The organism is Streptococcus sp. 27098_8_76 (assembly GCF_041432315.1).
In the GTDB taxonomy this organism is placed as follows: domain Bacteria; phylum Bacillota; class Bacilli; order Lactobacillales; family Streptococcaceae; genus Streptococcus.
In genome coordinates this window covers 108,639-134,304 of record NZ_JAPVZI010000004.1, presented here as the reverse complement: position 1 = coordinate 134,304, position 25,666 = coordinate 108,639, and the positions used below count along the sequence as shown (strand labels likewise).

The window sequence follows — 25,666 nt, the reverse complement described above, 5'->3', positions numbered from 1 at the left end:
AAATGAATTTAAATCAATTAGATATTATCGTTTCCGATGTTCCACAAGTCTGTGCTGACTTGGAGCGTATTTTGGATAAAAAGTCCGATTATGTTGATGATAGTTTTGCTCAGTTTACGATTGGCAGTCACTGTCTGATGTTGTCCCAAAATCATTTGATTCCTTTGGAAGATTTTCAGTCAGGAATCATTCTTCATATCGAGGTTGAGGATGTAGACCAGAACTACAAACGGTTGAACGAGCTTGGTATCCAGGTTTTAAACGGTCCAACTGTAACCGATTGGGGAACAGAGTCCTTATTAGTTAAAGGCCCTGCTGGTCTAGTGATTGATTTTTATCGTATGAAATAAGGCGTTTAGTTATTTGAAGATAACCTTAACTATTCTTAAAACAGAATGTGAGAATATGAACTATTGAAAGATCGGAGCAATTCGATCTTTTTCTTATCACAAGACTGTGATAGTTTACATTTTTATAATAAAAATCTTAAAGTCTTGCTTATTTTTGTATTAAATTATAAAATAGAAAGTATAAAAGAATAAAAGAGGTTTTGAAAATGTCTGAAAAACAAATGAAAGTGTTGGGCTGGGCAGCGACATTTATGTCTGTTATGATGTATGTGTCATATTTCCCACAAATCATGAATAATCTTGCCGGTCAAAAAGGCAACTTCATTCAACCCCTAGTCGCAGCTATCAACTGTAGTCTCTGGGTTTACTATGGTCTTTTCAAGAAGGAAAGAGATATTCCACTTGCAGCTGCTAATGCACCAGGTATCGTTTTTGGTTTAGTAACGGCTATCACAGCTTTGATTTAAAAAGAAGACTGATTTCAGTCTTTTTTTCGTATATAAAAGCAAGCTCAGCCCCATCATTACCCAGATAGTTTCAAACTTTTTATCTCCTTTTTAGTATAATAGAAGTAATAAATCAAGTGAGGTAAAGTGATGACAGAAAGACTACAATTTCCAGAGGGTTTCCTCTGGGGTGGTGCTACGGCAGCTAATCAATGTGAAGGTGCTTATAATTTAGATGGTCGTGGATTGGCCAACGTGGATGTGGTACCCATTGGATCAGACCGTGAAGCCATTATCACAGGTCAGAAAAAGATGTTTTCGTTTGAGGAGGGTTATTTTTACCCAGCCAAAGAAGCCATTGATATGTACCATCATTACAAGGAAGATATTGCTCTTTTTGCAGAGATGGGTTTTAAGACTTATCGTCTATCCATTGCTTGGACTCGGATTTTTCCTAAGGGCGACGAAACCGAGCCAAATGAAGCTGGTCTAGCCTTTTATGAGGATTTGTTTAAGGAATGTCATAAGTATGGAATCCAACCTCTGGTAACCATTACTCATTTCGACTGTCCTATGCACTTGATTGAAGAATACGGTGGTTGGCGCAATCGTCGGATGTTAGACTTCTATGAAAAACTTTGTCGCACACTCTTTACCCGCTATAAGGGTTTGGTCAAATATTGGCTTACCTTCAACGAAATCAACATGATTCTCCATGCCCCCTTTATGGGAGCAGGGCTCTGTTTTGAAGAAGGAGAAAATCAAGAACAGGTCAAATACCAAGCGGCTCACCATGAGTTGGTGGCTTCAGCCATGGCGACTAAACTTGCCCACGAAATTGACCCAGAAAACAAGGTGGGATGTATGTTGGCAGCAGGGCAATACTATCCTAACACAGCCCATCCGAGAGATTACTGGGCTGCTATGGAGGAAGATCGCAAGAGTTACTTCTTCATTGATGTTCAAGCGCGTGGGGAATACCCAAACTATGCCAAGAAGCAGTGGGAGCGTGAGGGGATCGAGATTCAAATGACTGTAGAAGATTTAGACTTGTTGAAGGACAATACTGTTGACTTTGTTTCCTTCTCTTACTATGCAAGTCGAGTAGCCTCAGGTGATCCAGAAGTTAAAGAATTAACTGCTGGAAATGTCTTTGTCTCTCTCAAAAATCCTTATCTTGAATCCTCAGAATGGGGATGGCAGATTGACCCACTTGGTCTTCGTATCACCCTCAATGCTATCTGGGATCGTTACCAAAAGCCAATGTTCATCGTGGAAAACGGTCTAGGTGCTATGGATACACCGGATGAGAATGGTCATGTAGCAGATGACTATCGGATTGCTTACTTAGAGGCTCATATCAAGGCTATGCGAGATGCCATTTACCAAGACGGGGTTGACTTGCTTGGTTATACGACTTGGGGCTGTATCGATCTGGTTTCAGCTGGCACAGGGGAAATGAATAAGCGCTATGGCTTTATCTATGTAGATCGAGATAATGCAGGAAATGGGACTCTCAAACGGAGCAAGAAGAAGTCCTTCTATTGGTACAAGGATGTCATTGCCAGCAATGGTGCAAGCATTGCGTAGAGCACATTTGTTCACTATTTTTATAAAATCTTCTCCCTACTTTATAAGATGTGAAAAAGAGTTCTAATGGAACTCTTTTTTTGCTATAATGAGGGGAGAAAAATCAGACAGGAGATCAAGATGTCAGAACCATTATTTTTACAATCAGTTATGCAAGAAAAAATCTGGGGGGGAACCAAGCTGCGTGATGAGTTTGGCTACGACATCCCAAGTGAAAAAATCGGAGAATATTGGGCCATCTCAGCCCATCCAAATGGAGTCTCTAAAGTTGCCAATGGTCGCTTTGAAGGAACAGACCTAGCAACTTTGTATGTAGAACACCGTGAATTGTTTGGCAATCGTCCAGAACCTGTATTTCCGCTTTTGACAAAGATTCTGGATGCCAACGACTGGCTCAGCGTCCAAGTTCACCCAGACGATGCTTATGGACTAGAGCATGAAGGCGAACTCGGAAAAACGGAATGCTGGTACATCATCGCTGCGGGTGAAGGTTCAGAGATTATCTACGGTCACAATGCCAAGTCAAAAGAAGAACTCCGCCAGCAAATCGAAGCGAAAGACTGGGATGGTCTATTAACAAAAGTGCCTGTTAAAGCTGGAGATTTCTTCTATGTACCAAGCGGAACCATGCATGCTATTGGTGCAGGTATCTTGATTCTTGAAACCCAACAATCTAGTGACACAACCTACCGTGTCTATGACTTTGACCGTAAGGATGATAATGGTAACTTGCGTGAACTTCACCTTGAAAAATCCATTGATGTCTTGAACATTGGTGAGCCTGCAAATAGCCGTCCTGTAACTGTCAAAGCTGATGATTTACGCTCCACTCTCCTTGTATCCAATGATTTTTTTGCAGTTTACAAGTGGGAAATTACTGGAAAAGTTGACTTCAAAAAGACAGCTGACTACAGCTTATTCAGTGTCTTAGCTGGTCAAGGTCAACTGACTGTTGACGGAAAAAACTATCCAATCCAAAAAGGCAGCCACTTTATCCTACCAAGTGATGTTGAAGCTTGGACTCTGGAAGGGCAAGGTTTGGAATTGATTGTTAGTCATCCATAAAAAAGAAAGGGCCTGAGTTCATACTCAAGTCCTTTTTGATTACATAAATTGGGCGATAAAGACCACGATGATGATGATTGGAATGATGAAACGAAGAAGGAAGAGCCAGACTTGGAAAAGTCCCTGTTTCCATGCTTTTTCATCAAGATGGAGTTCCTCCATAGCAAGTGCCTTCTTAAAGATGTAGCCAGTAAAGAGTGAAAGGCAGAGGGCTCCAAATGGCATGAGAAGATTGGAAACCAAGAAGTCCATAGCGTCAAAGAAGGTCTTCTCAAAGATGTGAACATCCGCCATAACACCGTAAGAAAGGGCTGAGGGAATGCCAAAGACAAAGGTCAAGATTCCCAAAATGGCACTCCACATGGCACGCTTGCTGTTGTCTTGATTCGTGATATTGCCTACATTAATTTCCAGCATAACGACAGAGGAAGTGACCGTCGCAAAGAGGAAGAGCAAGAGGAAGAGGATGTAGAAAATGGTTCCAAAAGGCATCTTGTCAAAGAGTTGAGGCAAGACGATAAAGAGCAGGCTCGGTCCCCCTTCAGACTGGATATTGAAGGCTGACATAGCAGGAAAAATGGCTAGACCTGCCATGATGGACACCGAGATGTTCATTGCTACGATGGAAATTCCTGATTGGACCAGATTTGTTTTCTTGTCCAAGTAAGAAGCATAGGTCAGCATGGCTGTAACCCCTAGTGAGAGGGCAAAGAAAGATTGTCCCAGAGCATAGAGGAGACCAGCACTTGTCAGCTTAGAGAAGTCTGGTTTTAGGAAATAAAGAACCCCTTCCATGGCATTCGGCAAACTGAGAGAACGACCGATGATGACGACAAAGATGATAAAGAGCAGAGGCATCATGACTTTCGAAGCTCTTTCAATCCCTTTTTGAACCCCACGTGATACAATGAAGATATTCAATAAGATAAAGGCTGCTTGAGCTCCAAGCGCAATGGCTGGATTTGAAATGATTGAAGTAAATAACTGAGCATAATCACCCGTTCCACCAAGTTGGAACAATTTTCCAAACTCAATGCCTAGATAAACCAGAATCCATCCCCCAATAACACTGTAGAAAGATAAGAGGATAAAGAGGGCAAAGGCACCAATCCAACCGATAAAGTTGTACTTGCTATTCTTGCCGAGTTTTCCAAAGGTTTTGATAGCTGAAACACCAGCACTTCGGCCGAGTGCAAATTCAGCTAGCAAAAGGGGGAAACCGATTAGAATAGTGGAAATGAGAAAGACTAATAAAAAGCCTCCTCCACCGTTAGCAGCAGTCATATAAGGGAATTTCCAAACGGCACCAAGGCCGATGGCTGAACCAGCAGATGCTAGGATAAAGCCCAGTTTAGAACCCCATTGCGATTTTTCAGACATAGTTAAACTCCTAAAATTAGTGTTCCAAAAGAAAAAGCTACTGCCCTTGGCAAATAGCCTCATAAGTACTCAAAGTGAGCCTTTCTTTTGATTGATAGACCTGACTATCCTATCATGTTTTCTAAGGTCTGTCAAGAAAACCATTTTCATGTTATGATAAAGTAAAAAAATTTCGCAAAAACGCTTGACTCTGACCTAAGGGGAGGGGTTATACTATCATTGTAATACTCTTCGAAAATCTCTTCAAACCACGTCAGCTTCCATCTGCAACCTCAAAACGGTGTTTTGAGCAGCCTGCGGCTAGCTTCCTAGTTTGCTCTTTGATTTTCATTGAGTATAAGGAGGAAATCATGTACCATATAAAAGAAGCTGCCCAGCTTTCAGGTGTTTCTGTCAAGACCCTGCACCACTACGATAAGATAGGACTTTTGGTTCCTTTAAAGTCGGAAAACGGCTATCGAACCTACAGTCAGGAGGATTTGGAGCAACTTCAGGTCATTCTGTATTACAAGTATCTAGGCTTTTCTTTAGAAAAAATAGCAGAGCTATTAAAGGAAGAAAAGACAGATTTATTGCCTCATTTGATCAGGCAGTTGGACTATTTGACTCGAGAAAGGGAACATCTGGATACCTTGATTTCAACCTTGCAAAAAACCATTCAAGAACAAAAAGGAGAAAGAGAAATGAGCATTCAAGAGAAATTTGCTGGATTTAACTACCAAGACCATCAAAAATACCACCACGAGGCGGTAGAGAAATATGGACAAGAAGTGATGGACCAAGCGCTCGAGCGCCAAAAAGGTCACGAAGATGAGGCAACGGCTGCCTTCAACCAAGTCTTTCGAGCCTTGGCACAAAATCTTCAAGCTGGACTGCCTGTAACAGCGTCTGAAAACCAAGAAGAAGCAGGCAAACTCTTGCAAGCCATCCGTACTTATGGATTCGACTGCTCTATTGAGGTATTCGGTCATATCGGTAAAGGCTATGTCTATAATCCAGAGTTTAAGGAAAACATTGACAAATTTGGACCTGGAACAGCCCAGTACACATCAGATGTCATTGCTCACTATGTCCAAATTCAGACAAAATAAAATCGGAGGAGTGATCTTCCGATTTTTACTAAATTCAAGCACTACTTGCTTAATAATTTTTCTACTACATTTAGTTTTCGCATTGTCAAATCTACATTAAAAAGCTTTTCAAGATAGTTGGTATGGAGTTTCTTTTGTTTTGCAGTTCTAGGGAGATAGAGGTAAAGACAATGGTTACCGATACAAATTTCTTCTTCACCGTAATCAATTTTCAATTTTTCTAAAGGGAGACTTTGAATAGATTCTTGATAAAAAATCACGTGTATACGGTCATAAAGATAGTGTTCTCCAAACGGGTTTTCTTGGACAATGTTTTTAAAAATATCCTTATTCTTAATGATTATTTTGAGATCGGCTCCAATCTTTTTCTTTATTAGAGTATGAACCTGTTCTCGTATTTTTTCTAAGGCTAAGTTACTTTCAAGAATGATATTACCACTTTGAATATAGGTTCGAACTTGTTGAAAACCGGCTTCTGTTAAGATATCTACTAGATAAGACATTTTAGGGATAGCATTTTTTCCATTAGGAGTAACTCCCCTTAACAAGATAATATGTTCCAAAGGACTTCCTTTCTTTTGGGGCTGATTTAGCCATTAAATAATTCAGATTTAGATTGGGTTTGATCCCGCCACCCAGCCAGTACAGAGGGCAGAAGTGATGTTAAAGCCACCCGTGTGGGCATTGATATCTAGTACCTCGCCAGCAAAGTGGAGTCCAGGTACCAGCTTACTTTCTAGAGTTTTGGGATTGATTTCCTTGAGACTGACGCCCCCTTTGGTAACAAAGGACTTGGCAAGGGACATTTTTCCGGTCACAGGGATTTTGAGTACTTTGATAGACTGGAGAAGTTGTTCGCGTTCCTTTTCAGTCAGTTGTTTGACTTTTTCTGGATAGCCTTGCACAAAAAATTCTGCCAAGCGTTCTGGAAGCAAAGTTTTTAAAGCGTTTTTCAAGGATTTTTCACGATTTTCTTCTAGTAATGCAGCCAAGTCCTTCTCAGAAAGTTGAGGCAAAACATCTAGCGAGAGAACCTCCCCACCCTTGACAAAACTAGACATACGTAGGGCAGCAGGGCCTGACAAACCAAAGTGGGTAAAGAGCAAATCATGAGTGATGACATGCTTACCATAACTTAGGGTCACATCGTCCAATGAAATTCCTTGCAAGGCCTTGTGTGGAAAATCTGTCAATAAAGGACTTTCAGCGGCTTCAAGTTCGGTAATGGTATGTTTAAAATGACGAGCAATCTCGTGGCCAAAACCAGTCGAACCAGTAGAAGGATAGGATTTCCCACCTGTTGTGACAATGAGTTTATCACAAGTGAAGCTTTGATCTGCGGACTTAAGGACAAACTGATTTTCTACCTTTTTAACCGAAACAATTTCGGTTTGAGTAGAAACTTGGCCACCTAGCTCAGTGATTTTCTTTTCCAAGGCCTCGATAATGGTACGAGACTTGTCACTAGCAGGAAAGACGCGGCCGTGGTCTTCGGCCTTAAGTTTAACCCCATTTTCTGTAAAAAAGTTAATGATATCATGGTTATCAAATTGGGAGAAGACACTGTAGAGAAAGCGCCCATTTCCAGGGATGCCAGCTAGCAGGTCGTCCAAACTACCATTGTTGGTTACATTGCAACGTCCGCCACCAGTCCCAGCTAATTTTTTTCCAAGTTTCCGATTTTTTTCGATGAGGAGGGTTTTCTGACCATAAAAGCTACTGGAAATCGTAGCCATCATGCCAGCAGGACCTCCACCGATGACAATAGTATCAAAATGTTTCATAGCTCTATTGTACCACAAAAAACAAGAGATGATGGTCACCTCTTGTTAAGAATGCAATTAATCAATTTCATATCCCATCAGTAAACCGCCTTCTTCCGCATAAAAACTGCAGAGACCAGATGTTGGGAGAATTTTAATATCCGCCTGTGGGAAGGTTTCACGGATTCGGTCTGAAAGCTGTTGGCAACATTTCTCGTTATTACGTTGAGCCATGACAATACGACCACCAGCATATCCTGCTTTTACTAACTCATCATAGGCAGCTTGAACGGATTTCTTTGGTCCTCTTGCTTTTTGTAGCAATTCGAGAGTTCCAGTTTCACTAGCTTCTCCGACCATACGGATGTTGAGAAGGCCAACGACCGTACCGATAAACTTGCTCAAACGACCGTTCTTCACCAAGTTATCGACTTTGGCTAGGACAAAGAGCAACTTGGTTTTTTCTTGATAGGCAGTGATAGCTTCAACCACTTCTTCAAAAGATAAGCCCTGGTCAATCAAGTCATTTAATTTTTCTACGAGCAAGTCAACTTCCCCACCAGCAGACAAACTATCAATCACATGAATCTTAGTATCAGGATGTTCTTCCAGATAAATATTCTTAGCTAGTTGAGCACTATTGTGGCTGCCAGAAAGAGTGCCAGTAATGGTTACTAGGAAAATGTTTTTGGCTCCTTCAAATGCTCGCAAATAATCATCTGGGCTTGGACAAGCTGATTTTGAAGCTTCTGCGGTTGCATACATGGTTTCCATCATTTTATCAATGTTAAGACTAGCATCATCAACAAAGACCTGATCAGCTACTTGGATGGTTAAGGGAACACTCACAAAGGTCGTATCAATAGCTGGTGTTGCTAGCTGACGATAATCACAACCAGAGTCAGCAATAATCTTCCAAGTCATAGAAATTCTCCATCTTTGCCAGTTATACATTGACAAAGGTTCTGTCTTTTTTTACAATTATATCATGAAAGCCCTTGAAACAAAAGCCTCATCCGTCTGTTGTGACAAGTAGAAAGAAAATGTTATGTCTGAACGTAGAATCTCTGAAAAATCTCTTGAAAATCTCAGAAAATCAAACCAAGAATCCAATTTATTAACTAGAGAAGCCATCGAAACAGCCCTCTTGCAACTCTTGGAAAAAAAGGACTTGACCAAGATTAGTATTTCTGAATTGGTCAAACGTGCAGGCGTTTCGCGTGCGGCCTTTTACCGCAATTATGATTCCAAAGAGGAAATTTTAGAGAGTGTCTTTAAACGAACTGTCCACAATATTATGGAACAGTTGCATCATTATGATTTAAAGACAGACCTTTATCTGGTCTGGGTTCACCTTTTCCGGGAGGCCAGAAAGGAAGCCAGAGTGATTCAACTGGCCTTAGATTACCATCTGGAAAAAATCTTTGTCCAAGCCATGCAGGAATTTCTAGAAAAATACCATGGAAAATCAAAAGGTGTCGGCTCTTATCTTCATTCCTTCTGGAGTTCAGCCATCGTCTCAGTCCTTTTAAAATGGATCAAGGATGGCATGAAGGTACCTGCTGAAAAGATTGCGGATTTACGGTTACCATTTTTTAAAAAATAGAGAAAAAGGAGAAGAGATATGACTGAAAAAAGACTAGCATGGGATGAGTATTTTGCAGCCCAAGCCCTACTAATTGCCAATCGTTCCACTTGTAAACGTGCCAAAGTGGGCGCGATTCTGGTAAAAGATAATAAGGTTATTTCCACTGGTTACAATGGTTCGGTGTCAGGAACCGAGCATTGTATTGACCATGAATGTCTGGTCATTGAAGGACACTGTGTTCGCACCCTTCACGCTGAGGTCAATGCTATCCTTCAAGGTGCAGAACGTGGTGTTCCCAAAGGCTTTACAGCCTATGTGACCCATTTTCCTTGTCTCAACTGTACCAAACAATTATTGCAGGTCGGTTGCAAGCGCGTGGTTTATATTAACCAGTACCGAATGGATGACTACGCCCAATACCTTTATCAAGAAAAAGGGACAGAATTGACCCATCTACCACTTGAGACAGTACAGACAGCTCTTAAAGAGGCAGATTTAATGTAAAAATTATCAAAAATAAATGGTTTAGAAAGATTTTTAAACCGTTTTTTGGTATAATAAGAAGAATAAATTGAAAGAAGGAATTCCAAAAATGGGAAAAATTGAAGTTATTAATCATCCACTGATTCAACACAAATTGTCAATCTTGCGTCGTACAGATACTTCTACAAAAGCTTTCCGTGAGCTAGTAGATGAGATTGCAATGTTGATGGGGTATGAAGTACTTCGTGATCTTCCACTAGAAGATGTGGAAATCGAAACACCAATCACAAAAACAGTTCAAAAACAATTGGCAGGTAAGAAATTGGCCATCGTTCCAATCTTGCGTGCGGGTATCGGGATGGTTGATGGGCTCTTGAGCTTGGTTCCAGCTGCTAAGGTTGGTCACATCGGTATGTACCGTGATGAAGAAACACTTCAACCAGTTGAATACTTGGTGAAATTGCCTGAGGACATTGACCAACGTCAAATTTTTGTCGTAGACCCAATGTTGGCAACAGGTGGCTCAGCAATCTTGGCTGTTGATTCTCTTAAAAAACGTGGGGCATCAAATATCAAATTTGTCTGCCTTGTATCTGCTCCAGAAGGTGTTAAAGCCCTTCAAGAAGCTCATCCAGATGTAGAAATCTTTACAGCAGCCTTGGATGAACGTTTGAACGAACATGGATATATCGTTCCAGGTCTTGGGGATGCTGGAGACCGCTTGTTCGGTACGAAATAAGAATAAAGAAGAGATTGAATTGGAAAAGAATTTCCAGTCGTGAAAGGAGGTTGAATTTTTGTTTCTGTCTAATGAAAACAGAGCAAAAATTTGACCTTTTTTGACCAAGATATTATAATAGTCTTATCTTCAGTCATTTGACCAACAAAATTAAAACTCAAAAGGAGAATTGAATGATTCCTGTAGTTATTGAACAAACAAGCCGTGGAGAACGTTCCTACGATATTTACTCACGTCTTCTCAAAGACCGCATCATTATGCTGACAGGCCCAGTTGAAGACAATATGGCTAACTCAGTTATTGCCCAGTTGCTTTTCTTGGATGCCCAAGATAGTACAAAAGATATTTACCTTTATGTCAATACACCTGGTGGTTCTGTTTCAGCTGGTTTGGCAATCGTTGATACTATGAACTTTATCAAGGCAGATGTCCAAACCATCGTTATGGGAATGGCCGCATCTATGGGGACGGTCATTGCATCAAGTGGAGCAAAAGGCAAACGTTTCATGCTTCCAAATGCAGAGTATATGATTCACCAACCAATGGGTGGTACAGGTGGTGGTACTCAACAAACCGATATGGCGATTGCTGCAGAACACTTGCTCAAAACTCGTAACATCTTGGAAAAAATCTTGGCTGAAAATTCAGGTCAGTCAATCGAAAAAGTCCATGCAGATGCAGAACGTGATAACTGGATGAGTGCCCAAGAAACACTTGAATATGGCTTTATTGATGAAATCATGGCCAACAATTCATTGAATTAATGATGAAAGAAAGCAAACTCGACTGGGTTTGCTTTTTTTGGTATAATAGGGAGAGATTTCTTAGAAAGAGGATTTATCATGTTTGAAAAAGTCAATCGATCTGGCTTGATTATCTATCTTTACTATAATCGTGATGCCAAAAAACTGCAGGATTATGGAGATATTACCTATCATTCCAAGAAACATCGCTACTTACAACTCTATGTTCCAACTCAAGAAGTGGAGCAATTGATCGGGCGCTTGGGCAAGGAAAAGTTTATAAAAAAAGTCAGAGTTTGTCATATCCAAGAGCTGGAAACACCCTTTGTGGGCAATCTTCATCGAGAGGAAAACGTTATCATCGAAAAAGTTTAAAAAAAGTGTTGACAATTTTCTGATAATTCGGTATATTCTTAACATGCTATTTATTTAAGAAATAAGGAGACAAAAAAGATGAAGAAAAAATTTGCCCTATCGTTTGTGGCGCTTGCAAGTGTAGCACTTCTTGCAGCCTGTGGAGAAGTGAAGTCTGGAGCGTCAAACGCTGCTGGTAACTCAGTAGAGGAAAAGACAATCAAAATCGGATTTAACTTCGAGGAAACTGGTGCCGTAGCAGCTTACGGTACATCTGAACAAAAAGGTGCCCAATTGGCTGTTGATGAAATCAATGCCGCAGGTGGTATCGATGGAAAACAAATCGAAGTAGTTGATAAAGATAACAAGTCTGAAACAGCTGAGGCAGCTTCAGTAACAACTAACCTTGTAACCCAATCTAAAGTATCAGCAATCGTAGGACCTGCGACATCTGGTGCGACTGCAGCTGCGGTAGCGAACGCTACAAAAGCAGGTGTTCCGTTGATCTCACCAAGTGCGACTCAAGATGGATTGACTAAAGGTCAAGATTACCTCTTTATCGGAACTTTCCAAGACAGCTTCCAAGGAAAAATTATCTCAAACTATGTTTCTGAAAAATTGCAAGCTAAGAAAGTTGTTCTTTATACTGACAATGCCAGTGACTATGCTAAAGGTATTGCCAAAGCCTTCCGCGAAGCTTACAAAGGTGAAATCGTTGCAGATGAAACTTTCGTAGCAGGTGACACAGACTTCCAAGCAGCCCTTACAAAAATGAAAGGGAAAGACTTTGATGCTATCATCGTCCCAGGTTACTACACTGAAGCTGGTAAAATTGTAAACCAAGCGCGTGGTATGGGAATTGACAAACCAATCGTTGGTGGTGATGGATTCAACGGTGAAGAGTTTGTACAACAAGCAACTGCTGAAAAAGCATCAAACATCTACTTTATCTCAGGCTTCTCAACTACTGTAGAAGTTTCAGCTAAAGCAAAAGCTTTCCTTGATGCTTACCGTGCTAAGTACAATGAAGAGCCTTCAACATTTGCAGCCTTGGCTTATGACTCAGTTCACCTTGTAGCAAATGCAGCAAAAGGTGCTAAAAACTCAGGTGAAATCAAGGATAACCTTGCTAAAACAAAAGACTTTGAAGGTGTAACTGGTCAAACAAGCTTTGATGCAGACCACAACACAGTCAAAACTGCTTACATGATGACCATGAACAATGGTAAGGTTGAAGCAGCAGAAGTTGTAAAACCATAATAGAAAATGTTGAAATAGGGAATGAGACTCGGACTCACTCCCTGTTTCGGTGTTTAAGAACCTATCAAAAAGTGAGGGAAAACCCTCGGAATTATAAATAGAAAGAGTGAATCTTATGCTCCAACAACTTGTAAATGGTTTGATTCTAGGTAGTGTTTACGCGCTGTTAGCCCTAGGGTATACCATGGTTTACGGAATTATCAAGCTCATCAATTTCGCCCACGGTGATATTTATATGATGGGAGCCTTTATCGGTTATTTCTTGATTAATTCTTTCCAAATGAATTTCTTTGTAGCGCTAATTGTAGCTATGCTAGCGACAGCCATTCTTGGTGTCGTGATTGAGTTTCTTGCTTACCGACCTTTGCGCCACTCTACTCGTATTGCTGTTTTGATCACAGCTATTGGGGTTTCTTTCTTATTGGAGTATGGCATGGTCTATCTGGTTGGTGCCAATACTCGTGCCTTCCCTCAAGCGATTCAAACAGTTCGCTATGATTTGGGACCAGTTAGCCTAACAAACGTGCAGTTAATGATCTTGGCCATTTCCTTGATTTTGATGATTTTGTTACAGGTCATTGTCCAAAAAACAAAGATGGGGAAAGCCATGCGTGCGGTATCTGTAGATAGCGATGCAGCGCAATTGATGGGGATCAATGTAAACCGTACTATCAGCTTTACCTTCGCTTTGGGTTCAGCTCTTGCGGGTGCGGCTGGTGTTCTGATTGCCCTTTATTATAACTCTCTTGAGCCTTTAATGGGGGTTACTCCAGGTCTTAAATCTTTCGTTGCCGCGGTACTTGGTGGTATTGGAATTATTCCTGGTGCGGCGCTTGGTGGTTTCGTGATTGGTCTATTAGAAACCTTTGCGACAGCCTTTGGGATGTCAGACTTCCGTGATGCCATTGTTTATGGAATCTTGTTGTTGATCTTGATTGTTCGCCCAGCAGGTATCCTTGGTAAGAATGTGAAAGAGAAGGTGTAAACGATGAAGGAAAATTTAAAAGTTAATATTCTATGGTTACTCCTTTTGTTAGCTGGCTATGGCTTGATTAGTGTATTGGTTTCAATCGGAGTACTCAATCTATTCTATGTACAGATTTTACAACAAATCGGAATTAATATTATTCTGGCTGTTGGTCTCAACTTAATCGTTGGTTTTTCAGGCCAATTTTCACTTGGTCATGCTGGTTTCATGGCGATTGGTGCCTATGCAGCAGCTATTATTGGTTCTAAATCACCAACCTACGGTGCCTTCTTTGGAGCCATGCTTATAGGTGCTTTGCTTTCAGGAGCCGTTGCCTTGCTTGTCGGAATTCCAACCTTGCGCTTGAAGGGGGACTATCTCGCGGTAGCGACTCTAGGTGTTTCTGAAATTATCCGTATCTTTATCATCAATGGAGGAAGCCTTACAAATGGTGCGGCAGGTATCTTGGGAATTCCAAACTTTACAACTTGGCAAATGGTTTACTTCTTTGTCCTGATTACAACCATTGCAACCTTGAACTTCTTGCGTAGCCCAATTGGTCGTTCAACCCTATCGGTTCGTGAGGATGAAATCGCTGCTGAGTCAGTCGGTGTTAATACGACTAAAATTAAAATCATCGCTTTTGTCTTTGGTGCCATTACTGCAAGTATTGCAGGGTCACTTCAGGCAGGATTTATCGGGTCTGTTGTACCGAAAGATTACACATTCATTAACTCAATCAACGTATTGATTATTGTTGTATTTGGTGGACTTGGTTCCATTACAGGTGCCATTGTTTCAGCTATTGTTCTTGGAATTTTGAATATGCTTCTCCAAGATGTTGCTAGCGTGCGTATGATTATCTATGCTTTGGCCTTGGTATTGGTAATGATTTTCAGACCAGGTGGACTCCTTGGAACATGGGAATTGAGTCTATCACGTTTCTTTAAAAAATCTAAGAAGGAGGAACAAAACTAATGGCATTACTTGAAGTAAAACAGTTAACCAAACATTTTGGCGGTCTAACAGCTGTTGGAGATGTGACTCTTGAATTGAACGAAGGGGAATTGGTTGGACTAATCGGTCCAAACGGAGCCGGGAAAACCACCCTTTTCAATCTTTTGACCGGTGTTTATGAACCAAGTGAGGGAACAGTAACCTTAGATGGTCACCTTTTGAATGGAAAGTCACCTTATAAGATTGCTTCTTTGGGACTTGGACGTACATTCCAAAATATCCGTCTCTTTAAAGATTTAACAGTTTTGGATAATGTTTTGATTGCTTTTGGCAACCATCACAAACAACATGTTTTTGCTAGTTTCTTGCGCTTACCAGCTTTTTACAAGAGTGAAAAAGAATTAAAGGCTAAAGCCTTGGAATTGCTTAAAATCTTTGATTTAGATGGTGATGCAGAAACTCTTGCTAAAAATCTTGCCTACGGACAACAACGTCGTTTGGAAATTGTTCGTGCCCTTGCTACGGAACCTAAAATTCTCTTTTTAGATGAACCAGCCGCAGGTATGAACCCGCAGGAAACAGCTGAATTGACTGAGTTAATTCGTCGTATCAAAGATGAATTTAAGATTACGATCATGCTGATTGAACACGATATGAATCTGGTCATGGAAGTAACAGAACGTATCTACGTACTTGAATATGGTCGTTTGATTGCTCAGGGAACTCCAGACGAAATTAAGACCAATAAACGCGTTATCGAAGCTTATCTAGGAGGTGAAGCCTAATGTCTATGTTAAAAGTTGATAATCTTTCTGTGCATTACGGTATGATCCAAGCAGTCCGTGATGTAAGCTTTGAAGTTAATGAAGGAGAAGTAGTTTCCCTTATCGGTGCCAATGGTGCAGGTAAGACAACCATTCTCCGTACCTTGTCTGGTTTGGTTAGACCGAGTTCAGGAAAGATTGAATTTTTAGGTCAAGAAATCCAAAAAATGCCGGCTCAGAAAATCGTGGCAGGTGGTCTTTCGCAAGTTCCAGAAGGACGCCACGTCTTTCCTGGCTTGACTGTTATGGAAAATCTTGAAATGGGAGCTTTCTTAAAGAAAAATCGTGAAGAAAATCAAGCTAACTTGAAGAAGGTCTTTTCACGCTTCCCACGTCTTGAAGAACGCAAGAACCAGGACGCAGCCACTCTTTCAGGAGGAGAACAACAAATGCTTGCCATGGGACGCGCTCTTATGTCAACACCAAAACTTCTTCTTTTAGATGAACCATCAATGGGACTTGCCCCAATCTTTATCCAAGAGATTTTTGATATCATTCAAGATATCCAGAAGCAAGGGACAACTGTCCTCTTGATTGAACAAAATGCCAATAAGGCACTCGCAATCTCTGACCGAGGCTATGTATTGGAAACAGGGAAAATCGTCCTGTCCGGAACAGGAAAAGAACTCGCCTCATCAGAAGAAGTCAGAAAAGCATATCTAGGTGGCTAAACTAGTCTGGGAGACTAGTTTAGGTTGCAGATGGAGATTGCGAAGCAATCATCATTATAGTCCGGGGGACCTTTTTAGTCGGCGGATGAAGATTGCGAAGCAATTCTCATCTGCACTGGAAGGTTAGCTTCTGATAATTGAAATAAAATCGAATGAAGCGTACCTATCCTTCATTCACAGAGCTCGATTTCAGAGCTCTTTTTGCTAGCTTATTCATACTTTTCTGAATTTTGAAAAAGAAATGTAAGCGTTTGATAGATTTACAAAAAGATTGTATAATAGAGATAAGAATAGAAAAGGAGAAGTCTCATGGCAGTTAAAGATTTTATGACCCGCAAGGTAGTTTATATTAGTCCAGATACAACAGTATCTCATGCAGCAGATTTGATGAGAGAGCAAGGGTTGCACCGCTTGCCTGTTATCGAAAATGATCAATTAGTTGGTTTGGTGACTGAGGGAACCATTGCCCAAGCAAGTCCATCAAAAGCAACCAGTCTTTCTATCTATGAGATGAATTATCTTCTGAATAAGACCAAAGTAAAAGATGTCATGATTCGCGATGTTGTCACTGTTTCAGGTTATGCTAGTCTAGAAGATGCAACTTATTTGATGTTGAAAAACAAGATTGGTATTCTTCCTGTCGTAGACAACCATCAAGTCTATGGGGTTATTACGGACCGTGACGTTTTCCAAGCCTTCCTTGAAATTGCTGGTTATGGAGAAGAAGGAATTCGTGTGCGCTTTGTTACAGAAGATGAAGTTGGTGTCCTCGGAAAGATTGTTTCTTTGATTGCAGAAGAAAATTTGAATATCTCTCATACAGTCAATATTCCGCGTAAAGATGGTAAGGTGATTATCGAAGTTCAAATCGATGGCTCAATTGATTTACCAGCCTTGAAAGAAAAATTTGAATCAGAGAATATTCAAGTAGAAGAAATTACTCGTACTTCAGCAAAAGTCTTGTAAGAAGGGAAGCCGAAAGGCTTCTTTTTTCATGAAAAGAGGAGTAGAGCAAAAGATGGAAAGAAATGATAAAATATGCTATAATGAAATGATGTAAAAAAGGAGTATTTATGGACATTTCAGTAATTCGTCAGAAAATTGACGCAAATCGTGAAAAATTAGCTTCTTTCAGGGGGTCTCTTTGACCTAGAAGGTTTAGAGGAAGAGATTGCCATCTTGGAAAACAAGATGACAGAACCTGATTTTTGGAACGATAATATCGCGGCCCAAAAAACGTCGCAAGAATTAAATGAATTAAAAAACACTTACAATACCTTCCATAAGATGGAAGAGTTGCAGGATGAAGTTGAAATTTTATTGGACTTTTTAGTAGAAGACGATTCAGTGCATGATGAACTGGTCGAACAGTTATCAGAACTTGATAAGATGATGACCAGTTACGAGATGACCCTTCTCTTGTCAGAACCTTATGACCATAATAATGCGATTTTGGAAATTCATCCAGGTTCGGGTGGTACTGAGGCGCAGGACTGGGGTGATATGTTGCTTCGTATGTATACTCGCTATGGAAATGCCAAAGGCTTTAAAGTGGAAGTATTGGATTACCAAGCAGGAGATGAAGCTGGTATTAAGTCGGTAACCTTATCATTTGAAGGACCTAATGCCTATGGTCTTCTAAAGTCAGAAATGGGAGTACACCGTTTGGTGCGAATTTCACCATTTGACTCTGCTAAACGTCGCCATACCTCTTTCACATCTGTAGAAGTGATGCCTGAGTTGGACGATACCATTGAAGTGGAAATCCGGGAAGATGACATCAAGATGGATACCTTCCGTTCAGGTGGTGCCGGTGGACAAAACGTCAATAAGGTTTCAACAGGTGTGCGTTTGACCCACATTCCAACTGGAATTGTTGTCCAATCAACAGTGGATCGTACCCAGTATGGAAATAGAGATCGAGCTATGAAGATGTTGCAGGCTAAGCTCTATCAAATGGAGCAAGAAAAGAAAGCTGCGGAGGTAGATTCCCTCAAGGGTGAGAAAAAAGAAATCACATGGGGAAGCCAAATCCGTTCTTATGTCTTCACGCCTTATACTATGGTAAAAGATCATCGAACTAGCTTTGAAGTTGCTCAGGTAGATAAGGTTATGGACGGAGACCTAGATGGTTTTATCGATGCCTACCTCAAGTGGCGAATCAGCTAAGATAGAAAGGAACTCACATGTCAATCATTGAAATGAGAGATGTCGTCAAAAAATACGACAACGGAACGACTGCCCTACGCGGTGTTTCGGTCAGCGTTCAACCGGGGGAATTTGCTTACATTGTAGGACCTTCAGGAGCAGGGAAGTCAACCTTCATTCGTTCTCTATATCGTGAAGTAAAAATCGATAAAGGAAGCCTATCAGTTGCTGGTTTTAATCTGGTTAAGATCAAAAAGAAAGACGTCCCGCTTCTACGTCGTAGTGTTGGGGTTGTCTTCCAGGATTATAAACTATTGCCAAAGAAAACGGTCTATGAAAATATTGCTTACGCTATGGAAGTAATCGGGGAAAATCGCCGTAATATCAAAAAACGTGTGATGGAAGTTTTAGACTTGGTTGGGTTGAAGCACAAGGTTCGTTCTTTCCCAAATGAGCTCTCAGGTGGAGAGCAACAGCGGATTGCGATTGCACGTGCCATTGTAAATAATCCCAAAGTATTGATAGCCGATGAACCAACAGGAAACCTGGACCCGGATAATTCATGGGAAATTATGAATCTCTTGGAACGGATTAACCTACAAGGGACAACTATTTTGATGGCGACTCATAATAGCCAGATTGTAAATACCTTGCGCCACCGTGTCATTGCCATTGAAAATGGCCGTGTCGTTCGTGACGAATCAAAAGGAGAGTATGGATACGATGATTAGTAGATTTTTTCGCCATTTATTTGAATCACTAAAAAGTTTGAAACGAAATGGTTGGATGACAGTGGCTGCTGTCAGCTCAGTCATGATTACTTTGACCTTGGTTGCCATATTTGCTTCTGTTATTTTCAATACAGCGAAACTAGCTACAGATATTGAAAATAATGTTCGAGTGATGGTTTATATTCGCAAGGATGTAGCTGATAATAGCGAGACTATTGAAAAAGAAGGTCAAACTGTTACAAATAATGACTACCACAAGGTATACAATGCTTTGAAGGGGATGTCTACTGTTAAGAGTGTTACTTTTTCAAGTAAAGAAGAACAATATGAAAAATTAACCGAGACAATGGGTGATAACTGGAAAATTTTTGAAGGAGATGCCAATCCCCTCTATGATGCCTATATCGTTGATACAAATACGCCAAGTGATGTAAAAACTGTAGCTGAAGATGCTAAAAAAATTGAAGGTGTGTCTGAGGTTCAGGATGGTGGTGCCAATACAGAACGCCTATTCCAACTAGCATCATTTATCCGTGTTTGGGGATTAGTTATTGCAGGACTTTTGATTTTCATTGCAGTTTTCTTGATTTCAAATACCATTCGTATTACCATTATTTCTCGCAGTCGCGAAATTCAAATCATGCGCTTGGTTGGTGCTAAGAACAGTTATATCCGTGGACCTTTCTTACTTGAAGGTGCCTTCATTGGTTTGCTTGGAGCAACTGCGCCATCAGTGTTGGTCTTTATTGTTTATCGAATGGTTTACCAATCTGTCAATAAGTCATTGGTAGGTCAAAATCTTTCTATGATTGCACCGGAGGTATTTACTCCTCTGATGATTGCCCTATTATTTGTGATTGGGATTTTCATTGGTTCACTGGGATCAGGAATTTCTATGCGCCGATTCTTGAAGATTTAGGTAAACTAGCTACTTTTATGAGGAGATTAAATGATCTCCTTTTTTGCTACAAAAATTTTAGAAAAAAGTGTAATTTTTTTTGTAAAAGCCTTTACAAAAAAAATTAAAGTGGTATAATTAAATCATAAAAGGTGCAAACGTTTTCGTAAAACGTTTGCCTAAATAAAAATAAAGGAGATTTGAATGATGAAAGATACATTCAAAAATGTCTTGTCTTTCGAATTTTGGCAAAAATTCGGTAAGGCTTTGATGGTGGTTATCGCGGTTATGCCGGCTGCTGGTTTGATGATTTCAATCGGTAAGTCTATCGTGATGATTAACCCAACCTTTGCACCACTCGTTATTACTGGTGGTGTACTAGAGCAAATCGGTTGGGGAGTTATCGTTAACCTTCATATCTTGTTCGCCCTCGCTATTGGAGGAAGCTGGGCTAAAGAACGTGCTGGTGGTGCTTTCGCCGCTGGTCTTGCCTTCATCTTGATTAACCGTATCACTGGTACAATCTTTGGTGTATCAGGCGATATGTTGAAAAATCCAGATGCTATGGTAACTACTCTCTTCGGTGGATCAATCAAAGTTGCTGATTACTTTATCAGTGTTCTTGAAGCTCCAGCCTTGAACATGGGTGTCTTCGTAGGGATTATTTCTGGTTTTATTGGAGCAACTGCTTACAATAAATACTATAACTTCCGTAAGCTTCCTGATGCACTTTCATTCTTTAACGGAAAACGTTTTGTACCATTTGTAGTTATTCTTCGTTCAATAATTGCTGCAATTGTACTTGCTGCTTTCTGGCCAGTAGTTCAAACAGGTATCAATAGCTTTGGTATCTGGATTGCCAACTCACAAGAAACTGCTCCAATCCTTGCACCATTCTTGTATGGTACATTGGAACGTTTGCTCTTGCCATTTGGTCTTCACCATATGTTGACTATCCCAATGAACTACACAGCTCTTGGTGGTACTTATGACATTTTAACTGGTGCAGCTAAAGGTACTCAAGTATTTGGTCAAGACCCACTATGGCTTGCATGGGTAACAGACCTTGTTAACCTTAAAGGTACAGATGCAAGTCACTACCAACAATTGTTAGATACTGTTCACCCAGCTCGTTTCAAAGTTGGACAAATGATCGGTTCATTCGGTATCTTGATGGGTATGATCGTTGCTATCTACCGTAATGTCGATGCTGATAAGAAACATCAATATAAAGGTATGATGATTGCGACAGCTCTTGCAACATTCTTGACAGGGGTTACTGAACCAATCGAATACATGTTCATGTTTGTAGCAACACCTATGTATCTTGTTTACTCACTTGTTCAAGGTGCTGCCTTCGCTATGGCTGACGTAGTAAACCTACGTGTCCACTCATTCGGTTCAATTGAATTCTTGACTCGTACACCACTAGCAATTAATGCTGGTATTGGTATGGATATCGTTAACTTTATCTGGGTAACTGTTCTCTTTGCCGTAATCATGTACTTTATCGCAAACTTCATGATTCAAAAATTCAACTACGCAACTCCAGGACGTAACGGAAATTACGAAACTGCTGAAGGTTCAGAAGAAGCTAGTAGCGAAGTGAAAGTTGCAGCAGGCTCTCAAGCTGTAAACATTATTAACCTTCTTGGTGGACGTGCAAACATCGTTGATGTTGATGCATGTATGACTCGTCTTCGTGTAACTGTAAAAGATGCTGACAAAGTCGGTGATGCAGAACAATGGAAAGCAGAAGGAGCTATGGGTCTTGTCATGAAAGGACAAGGAGTTCAAGCTATCTACGGTCCAAAAGCAGACGTATTGAAATCTGATATCCAAGATATCCTTGATTCAGGTGAAATCATTCCTGAAACTCTTCCAAGCCAAATGACGGAAGCACAACAAAACACTGTTCACTTCAAAGGTCTTACTGAGGAAGTTTACTCAGTAGCAGACGGTCAAGTTGTTGCTTTGGAACAAGTAAAAGATCCAGTATTTGCTCAAAAAATGATGGGTGATGGATTTGCAGTAGAACCTGCAAATGGAAACATTGTATCTCCAGTTTCAGGTACTGTATCAAGCATCTTCCCAACAAAACATGCTCTTGGCATTGTGACTGAAGCAGGTCTTGAAGTATTGGTTCACATTGGTTTGGACACAGTAAGTCTTGAAGGTAAACCATTTACAGTTCATGTTGCTGAAGGACAAAAAGTTGCAGCAGGTGACTTACTTGTTACTGCTGACTTGGATGCTATCCGTGCAGCAGGACGTGAAACTTCAACAGTAGTTGTCTTCACAAATGGTGATGCAATTAAATCAGTTAAATTAGAAAAAACAGGTTCTCTTGCAGCTAAAACAGCAGTTGCTAAAGTAGAATTGTAATATACTTGAGGTTGGAAGCTGTATTCCAACCTCTTATTTTGGGAGAAAAGAATGAAATTTTTAACACTCAATACTCACAGTTGGATGGAGAAAGAAGCAGAGGAAAAATTCCAGATTTTGCTTGAGGATATTCTTGAAAAGGACTATGATTTGATTTGTTTCCAAGAAATCAATCAGGAGATCACCTCTCCAGAGGTGGAGGTTAATGATCTCTATCAAGCTTTGCCAGCAGCTGAGCCGATTCACCAAGATCACTATGTTAGACTTTTGGTTGAAAAGTTGTCTGAGCAAGGGAAAAATTACTACTGGACCTGGGCTTATAACCATATCGGCTATGACCGCTACCATGAAGGTGTGGCTATCTTGTCTAAAACACCTATTGAAGCCAGAGAAATTTTAGTTTCAGATGTGGATGATCCAACAGACTATCATACTCGCCGTGTCGCCCTGGCTGAAACTGTAGTTGATGGTAAGGAGCTTGCAGTTGCCAGTGTCCACTTTTCTTGGTGGGATAAAGGTTTCCAAGAAGAATGGGCGCGATTTGAGGCTGTCTTGAAAGAATTGAACAAGCCACTTTTGCTGGCTGGAGATTTCAACAACCCAGCTGGTCAGGAAGGATACCAAGCTATTTTAGCTAGTCCATTAGGATTAGAAGATGCCTTTGAAGTTGCTCAAGAGAAAAGCGGTAGCTATACCGTTCCACCAGAAATTGATGGCTGGAAAGGGAACACTGAACCCCTTCGAATCGATTATGTCTTTACTACCAAAGAGTTAGCGGTGGAAAATTTACATGTCGTATTTGATGGCAACAATAGTCCGCAAGTTAGTGATCACTATGGCTTGAATGCTATTTTAAACTGGAAATAATGACTGAAAAGAGGTTGGAATTCACAAATTCCAGCCTTTTTTACTAGAGAAGCTACTGGAAATAGCCTAATACTCTTCGAAAATCAAATTCAAACCACGTCAGCTTCACCTTGCCGTATAGATGTTACTGACTTCGTCAGTTCTATCTGCAACCTCAAAACAGTGTTTTGAGCAACCTGCGGCTAGCTTCCTAGTTTGCTCTTTGATTTTCATTGAGTATAAATGAGTGAGGCTACTGAAATGGAATAAAATATGGTATAATTGGTAAGATAGATAGAATCGAGGATATTATGTCATTTACGAAATTTCAATTTAAAAACTATATTAGAGAAGCCTTGCAGGAGTTGAAATTTACAACTCCAACAGAGGTACAAGATAAGTTGATTCCCATTGTTTTGGCAGGTCGTGACCTAGTCGGTGAATCAAAAACAGGTTCAGGTAAGACTCATACTTTCTTGTTACCAATTTTCCAGCAATTAGATGAATCTAGTGATAGTGTACAGGCAGTGATTACGGCACCGAGTCGTGAGTTGGCTACGCAGATTTACCAAGCAGCTCGTCAGATTGCAGCCCACTCAGAAGTGGAAGTTCGTGTGGTTAATTATGTGGGGGGGACAGATAAGGCTCGCCAAATTGAAAAATTGGCAAGCAACCAACCTCATATTGTTATCGGAACGCCAGGCCGTATCTATGACTTGGTTAAATCTGGTGATTTAGCTATTCACAAGGCCAAGACCTTTGTGGTTGATGAGGCAGACATGACCTTGGATATGGGATTCTTGGAAACTGTTGATAAGATTGCTGGCAGCCTTCCAAAAGACTTGCAATTCATGGTCTTCTCAGCAACTATTCCACAAAAACTGCAACCATTCTTGAAAAAATACTTGTCAAATCCTGTTATGGAGAAAATCAAGACCAAAACGGTCATTTCTGATACCATTGATAATTGGTTGATTTCTACTAAGGGACGTGATAAGAATGCTCAAATTTATCAGTTGACTCAGTTGATGCAGCCTTATTTGGCAATGATTTTTGTCAACACTAAGACACGTGCTGATGAATTGCATTCATATCTGACTGCTCAAGGATTGAAGGTAGCGAAGATTCATGGAGATATTGCCCCTCGTGAACGTAAGCGAATCATGAATCAGGTGAAAAATCTGGATTTTGAGTACATTGTCGCAACAGACTTGGCGGCGCGTGGGATTGACATTGAAGGTGTCAGCCATGTTATCAATGATGCCATTCCGCAAGACTTATCCTTCTTCGTGCACCGTGTTGGTCGTACCGGACGCAATGGCCTACCAGGTACAGCTATTACCCTTTATCAGCCAAGCGATGACTCGGATATCCGTGAGTTGGAGAAATTAGGAATCAAGTTCACTCCAAAAATGGTTAAAGATGGAGAATTTCAAGATACCTATGACCGTGATCGTCGTGCCAACCGTGAGAAAAAACAAGATAAGCTTGATATCGAAATGATTGGTTTGGTTAAAAAGAAAAAGAAAAAAGTCAAACCAGGCTATAAGAAAAAAATCCAGTGGGCGGTTGATGAAAAACGCCGTAAAACCAAGCGTGCAGAAAGTCGTGCTCGTGGTCGTGCAGAGCGTAAAGCTAAACGCCAAACATTTTAATAGTAATTGTTGGAGTGCTGAGCTCCAACTTTTTTAATTATGTGATTTTCAGTCCGTCTCGCTCCGTTAGGTGCGAGACAAAAAAACCACCCGCTATGTGGGTGTGCGTCGAAGGTTATACCAAAAAAACTCCAAACGCGATACAATAAAGGTGTTCAAGCCAATTGTAAAGCGAAAGGAGAAAAATATGGCACAAAAAGCTCATAGTTTATCGCACACAAAGTATCACTTTGTGTTCACCCCTAAGTATAAACGAAAAGTCATCTAAAATCAATATCGAAGTAGTTTATCACATTCGAATCACAAAAAATTTAAAAGAATGGCAATATTTGTTAACAAGACTTTCCTAGTTTGTTATAATGTAGTTGTAATTGATTAAGATTGGTAATCAAAAAATAAAGAGGGGAATGTCATGAATAAGAAATATAATATAGTTCTATTATTGTTGTTTATAGTTTATTTATTGGGATATTTTTCAATTTCGAAAACGTTAATTCCTATAATGTGTGTGATCCAAGTATTTTTGACAGAACATATATTTAGATTTCGAAATAGAATTATGCAGATAGGTGAAATTATAATTATTGTTGCTTCTATAATATTATTTATTGATAGTATATTGAGTTTGTAACAAAAGGCTTTTCTATAAAATCAAATTTTCCAGATACCTGCTGAAGCTGATTTATATCCTAATATTTCTTTTACTATCTTCGTCACTAAATTTGACAGATA

Annotated in this window: 26 protein-coding genes and 1 pseudogene; 23 read left to right on the top strand and 4 right to left on the bottom strand. The window is 40.3% G+C overall.

From position 1 onward, the window contains the following. Window positions 1–2: 2 nt before the first annotated feature. The 4 genes from O3636_RS04055 to manA all read left to right on the top strand — a co-directional run bounded on the left by O3636_RS04055 (window position 3) and on the right by manA (window position 3,451). A complete protein-coding gene (locus O3636_RS04055) occupies window positions 3–350 on the top strand; it encodes a VOC family protein (protein ID WP_060806246.1) in 348 nt (115 codons plus the stop codon). Window positions 351–556: 206 nt separating this feature from the next. After that, the gene (locus tag O3636_RS04050) at window positions 557–817 is read left to right on the top strand and encodes a SemiSWEET family transporter (RefSeq protein ID WP_004261618.1); all 261 of its coding nucleotides are present in this window, start codon (window positions 557–559) and stop codon (window positions 815–817) included. Window positions 818–946: 129 nt separating this feature from the next. Beyond that, window positions 947–2,386: a 6-phospho-beta-glucosidase gene (locus O3636_RS04045; RefSeq protein ID WP_371641850.1), complete on the top strand. Its 1,440-nt coding sequence runs from the start codon at window positions 947–949 to the stop codon at window positions 2,384–2,386. A gap of 120 nt (window positions 2,387–2,506) precedes the next feature. Then, on the top strand, window positions 2,507–3,451 hold the full coding sequence (gene manA, locus O3636_RS04040) for a mannose-6-phosphate isomerase, class I (RefSeq protein WP_371641848.1): 945 nt from the start codon (window positions 2,507–2,509) through the stop codon (window positions 3,449–3,451). A 39-nt stretch (window positions 3,452–3,490) separates the two neighbouring features. Here manA and O3636_RS04035 read toward each other — a convergent pair whose 3' ends face one another. Then, a complete protein-coding gene (locus O3636_RS04035) occupies window positions 3,491–4,831 on the bottom strand; it encodes a sodium-dependent transporter (protein ID WP_261227093.1) in 1,341 nt (446 codons plus the stop codon). Between the two features lie 350 nt (window positions 4,832–5,181). On the opposite strand from O3636_RS04035, the gene O3636_RS04030 reads away from it, so the two are divergent. Beyond that, window positions 5,182–5,922 carry a MerR family transcriptional regulator gene (locus tag O3636_RS04030; RefSeq protein WP_371641846.1) on the top strand — a complete coding sequence of 247 codons (741 nt, stop codon included), beginning with the start codon at window positions 5,182–5,184 and terminating at the stop codon, window positions 5,920–5,922. Between the two features lie 41 nt (window positions 5,923–5,963). Here the strand turns inward: O3636_RS04030 and O3636_RS04025 are convergent, their stop codons facing one another. From O3636_RS04025 to O3636_RS04015, 3 genes are read right to left on the bottom strand one after another with little or no spacing between them, the layout of a single operon-like run. Continuing rightward, the gene (locus tag O3636_RS04025) at window positions 5,964–6,485 is read right to left on the bottom strand and encodes a DUF1697 domain-containing protein (RefSeq protein WP_314007170.1); all 522 of its coding nucleotides are present in this window, start codon (window positions 6,483–6,485) and stop codon (window positions 5,964–5,966) included. A gap of 48 nt (window positions 6,486–6,533) precedes the next feature. Further along, window positions 6,534–7,706 (bottom strand): NAD(P)/FAD-dependent oxidoreductase, encoded by a 1,173-nt coding sequence (locus O3636_RS04020; RefSeq protein ID WP_371641844.1) that lies wholly within the window; start codon window positions 7,704–7,706, stop codon window positions 6,534–6,536. Between the two features lie 57 nt (window positions 7,707–7,763). Beyond that, window positions 7,764–8,609 (bottom strand): DegV family protein, encoded by an 846-nt coding sequence (locus tag O3636_RS04015; RefSeq protein ID WP_371641842.1) that lies wholly within the window; start codon window positions 8,607–8,609, stop codon window positions 7,764–7,766. Between the two features lie 124 nt (window positions 8,610–8,733). Here O3636_RS04015 and O3636_RS04010 point away from each other — a divergent pair, with 124 nt between their 5' ends. From O3636_RS04010 to O3636_RS03925, 18 genes and pseudogenes are all read left to right on the top strand, one after another. Further along, a complete protein-coding gene (locus O3636_RS04010; protein ID WP_371641840.1) occupies window positions 8,734–9,291 on the top strand; it encodes a TetR/AcrR family transcriptional regulator in 558 nt (185 codons plus the stop codon). Window positions 9,292–9,309: 18 nt separating this feature from the next. Beyond that, window positions 9,310–9,777 (top strand): cytidine/deoxycytidylate deaminase family protein, encoded by a 468-nt coding sequence (locus O3636_RS04005; RefSeq protein ID WP_000136976.1) that lies wholly within the window; start codon window positions 9,310–9,312, stop codon window positions 9,775–9,777. 88 nt (window positions 9,778–9,865) lie between these two features. Next, entirely contained in the window at window positions 9,866–10,495 is a 630-nt protein-coding gene (gene upp, locus O3636_RS04000) for a uracil phosphoribosyltransferase (protein WP_000515974.1), read from the top strand. A gap of 173 nt (window positions 10,496–10,668) precedes the next feature. Beyond that, window positions 10,669–11,259, top strand: coding sequence for an ATP-dependent Clp protease proteolytic subunit ClpP (gene clpP, locus O3636_RS03995; RefSeq protein WP_000613471.1), 591 nt, complete (start codon window positions 10,669–10,671; stop codon window positions 11,257–11,259). A 78-nt stretch (window positions 11,260–11,337) separates the two neighbouring features. Then, window positions 11,338–11,613: a YlbG family protein gene (locus O3636_RS03990; RefSeq protein WP_004261600.1), complete on the top strand. Its 276-nt coding sequence runs from the start codon at window positions 11,338–11,340 to the stop codon at window positions 11,611–11,613. A gap of 78 nt (window positions 11,614–11,691) precedes the next feature. Further along, window positions 11,692–12,852 carry an ABC transporter substrate-binding protein gene (locus O3636_RS03985; RefSeq protein WP_000726119.1) on the top strand — a complete coding sequence of 387 codons (1,161 nt, stop codon included), beginning with the start codon at window positions 11,692–11,694 and terminating at the stop codon, window positions 12,850–12,852. A 115-nt stretch (window positions 12,853–12,967) separates the two neighbouring features. Further along, window positions 12,968–13,837 (top strand): branched-chain amino acid ABC transporter permease, encoded by an 870-nt coding sequence (locus O3636_RS03980; protein WP_000941427.1) that lies wholly within the window; start codon window positions 12,968–12,970, stop codon window positions 13,835–13,837. 3 nt (window positions 13,838–13,840) lie between these two features. Next, window positions 13,841–14,797 carry a branched-chain amino acid ABC transporter permease gene (locus O3636_RS03975; RefSeq protein ID WP_261080832.1) on the top strand — a complete coding sequence of 319 codons (957 nt, stop codon included), beginning with the start codon at window positions 13,841–13,843 and terminating at the stop codon, window positions 14,795–14,797. Then, entirely contained in the window at window positions 14,797–15,561 is a 765-nt protein-coding gene (locus O3636_RS03970; protein ID WP_001185997.1) for an ABC transporter ATP-binding protein, read from the top strand. Before O3636_RS03975 ends, O3636_RS03970 begins: the two co-directional genes overlap by 1 nt. Then, window positions 15,561–16,271 carry an ABC transporter ATP-binding protein gene (locus O3636_RS03965; protein ID WP_000062200.1) on the top strand — a complete coding sequence of 237 codons (711 nt, stop codon included), beginning with the start codon at window positions 15,561–15,563 and terminating at the stop codon, window positions 16,269–16,271. Before O3636_RS03970 ends, O3636_RS03965 begins: the two co-directional genes overlap by 1 nt. Before the next feature lie 309 nt (window positions 16,272–16,580). Beyond that, the gene (locus O3636_RS03960; protein ID WP_000268660.1) at window positions 16,581–17,237 is read left to right on the top strand and encodes a CBS domain-containing protein; all 657 of its coding nucleotides are present in this window, start codon (window positions 16,581–16,583) and stop codon (window positions 17,235–17,237) included. Between the two features lie 107 nt (window positions 17,238–17,344). Beyond that, a protein-coding gene (prfB, locus tag O3636_RS03955) for a peptide chain release factor 2 (protein WP_261053750.1) occupies window positions 17,345–18,440 on the top strand; the annotation gives its coding sequence in 2 pieces (ribosomal slippage) (window positions 17,345–17,416 and window positions 17,418–18,440; 1,095 coding nt in all). A 17-nt stretch (window positions 18,441–18,457) separates the two neighbouring features. Further along, window positions 18,458–19,150, top strand: a complete 693-nt coding sequence (gene ftsE, locus O3636_RS03950) for a cell division ATP-binding protein FtsE (RefSeq protein ID WP_000022265.1) — start codon at window positions 18,458–18,460, stop codon at window positions 19,148–19,150. Continuing rightward, window positions 19,143–20,069 (top strand): permease-like cell division protein FtsX, encoded by a 927-nt coding sequence (ftsX, locus tag O3636_RS03945; protein WP_000625550.1) that lies wholly within the window; start codon window positions 19,143–19,145, stop codon window positions 20,067–20,069. The genes ftsE and ftsX overlap by 8 nt, the downstream gene beginning before the upstream one ends. Window positions 20,070–20,252: 183 nt before the next feature. Next, window positions 20,253–22,433: a PTS transporter subunit IIBC gene (locus O3636_RS03940; RefSeq protein WP_371641828.1), complete on the top strand. Its 2,181-nt coding sequence runs from the start codon at window positions 20,253–20,255 to the stop codon at window positions 22,431–22,433. Window positions 22,434–22,484: 51 nt separating this feature from the next. After that, a complete protein-coding gene (locus O3636_RS03935; RefSeq protein ID WP_371641826.1) occupies window positions 22,485–23,300 on the top strand; it encodes an endonuclease/exonuclease/phosphatase family protein in 816 nt (271 codons plus the stop codon). A 290-nt stretch (window positions 23,301–23,590) separates the two neighbouring features. After that, window positions 23,591–24,934 (top strand): DEAD/DEAH box helicase, encoded by a 1,344-nt coding sequence (locus tag O3636_RS03930; protein ID WP_371641824.1) that lies wholly within the window; start codon window positions 23,591–23,593, stop codon window positions 24,932–24,934. Window positions 24,935–25,121: 187 nt separating this feature from the next. After that, window positions 25,122–25,199, top strand: a pseudogene (locus O3636_RS03925) (IS200/IS605 family transposase); the annotation flags it as partial. Window positions 25,200–25,666 lie beyond the last annotated feature (467 nt).

What these genes read in the sequence shown, in the direction of transcription:
- O3636_RS04055 (WP_060806246.1), top strand. Translation starts at nt 3, where the DNA reads ATGAATTTAAATCAATTAGATATTATCGTTTCCGATGTTCCACAAGTC.
- O3636_RS04050 (WP_004261618.1), top strand. Translation starts at nt 557, where the DNA reads ATGTCTGAAAAACAAATGAAAGTGTTGGGCTGGGCAGCGACATTTATG.
- O3636_RS04045 (WP_371641850.1), top strand. Translation starts at nt 947, where the DNA reads ATGACAGAAAGACTACAATTTCCAGAGGGTTTCCTCTGGGGTGGTGCT.
- manA (WP_371641848.1), top strand. Translation starts at nt 2,507, where the DNA reads ATGTCAGAACCATTATTTTTACAATCAGTTATGCAAGAAAAAATCTGG.
- O3636_RS04035 (WP_261227093.1), bottom strand. Translation starts at nt 4,831, where the DNA reads ATGTCTGAAAAATCGCAATGGGGTTCTAAACTGGGCTTTATCCTAGCA.
- O3636_RS04030 (WP_371641846.1), top strand. Translation starts at nt 5,182, where the DNA reads ATGTACCATATAAAAGAAGCTGCCCAGCTTTCAGGTGTTTCTGTCAAG.
- O3636_RS04020 (WP_371641844.1), bottom strand. Translation starts at nt 7,706, where the DNA reads ATGAAACATTTTGATACTATTGTCATCGGTGGAGGTCCTGCTGGCATG.
- O3636_RS04015 (WP_371641842.1), bottom strand. Translation starts at nt 8,609, where the DNA reads ATGACTTGGAAGATTATTGCTGACTCTGGTTGTGATTATCGTCAGCTA.
- O3636_RS04010 (WP_371641840.1), top strand. Translation starts at nt 8,734, where the DNA reads ATGTCTGAACGTAGAATCTCTGAAAAATCTCTTGAAAATCTCAGAAAA.
- O3636_RS04005 (WP_000136976.1), top strand. Translation starts at nt 9,310, where the DNA reads ATGACTGAAAAAAGACTAGCATGGGATGAGTATTTTGCAGCCCAAGCC.
- upp (WP_000515974.1), top strand. Translation starts at nt 9,866, where the DNA reads ATGGGAAAAATTGAAGTTATTAATCATCCACTGATTCAACACAAATTG.
- clpP (WP_000613471.1), top strand. Translation starts at nt 10,669, where the DNA reads ATGATTCCTGTAGTTATTGAACAAACAAGCCGTGGAGAACGTTCCTAC.
- O3636_RS03990 (WP_004261600.1), top strand. Translation starts at nt 11,338, where the DNA reads ATGTTTGAAAAAGTCAATCGATCTGGCTTGATTATCTATCTTTACTAT.
- O3636_RS03985 (WP_000726119.1), top strand. Translation starts at nt 11,692, where the DNA reads ATGAAGAAAAAATTTGCCCTATCGTTTGTGGCGCTTGCAAGTGTAGCA.
- O3636_RS03980 (WP_000941427.1), top strand. Translation starts at nt 12,968, where the DNA reads ATGCTCCAACAACTTGTAAATGGTTTGATTCTAGGTAGTGTTTACGCG.
- O3636_RS03975 (WP_261080832.1), top strand. Translation starts at nt 13,841, where the DNA reads ATGAAGGAAAATTTAAAAGTTAATATTCTATGGTTACTCCTTTTGTTA.
- O3636_RS03970 (WP_001185997.1), top strand. Translation starts at nt 14,797, where the DNA reads ATGGCATTACTTGAAGTAAAACAGTTAACCAAACATTTTGGCGGTCTA.
- O3636_RS03965 (WP_000062200.1), top strand. Translation starts at nt 15,561, where the DNA reads ATGTCTATGTTAAAAGTTGATAATCTTTCTGTGCATTACGGTATGATC.
- O3636_RS03960 (WP_000268660.1), top strand. Translation starts at nt 16,581, where the DNA reads ATGGCAGTTAAAGATTTTATGACCCGCAAGGTAGTTTATATTAGTCCA.
- ftsE (WP_000022265.1), top strand. Translation starts at nt 18,458, where the DNA reads ATGTCAATCATTGAAATGAGAGATGTCGTCAAAAAATACGACAACGGA.
- ftsX (WP_000625550.1), top strand. Translation starts at nt 19,143, where the DNA reads ATGATTAGTAGATTTTTTCGCCATTTATTTGAATCACTAAAAAGTTTG.
- O3636_RS03940 (WP_371641828.1), top strand. Translation starts at nt 20,253, where the DNA reads ATGATGAAAGATACATTCAAAAATGTCTTGTCTTTCGAATTTTGGCAA.
- O3636_RS03935 (WP_371641826.1), top strand. Translation starts at nt 22,485, where the DNA reads ATGAAATTTTTAACACTCAATACTCACAGTTGGATGGAGAAAGAAGCA.
- O3636_RS03930 (WP_371641824.1), top strand. Translation starts at nt 23,591, where the DNA reads ATGTCATTTACGAAATTTCAATTTAAAAACTATATTAGAGAAGCCTTG.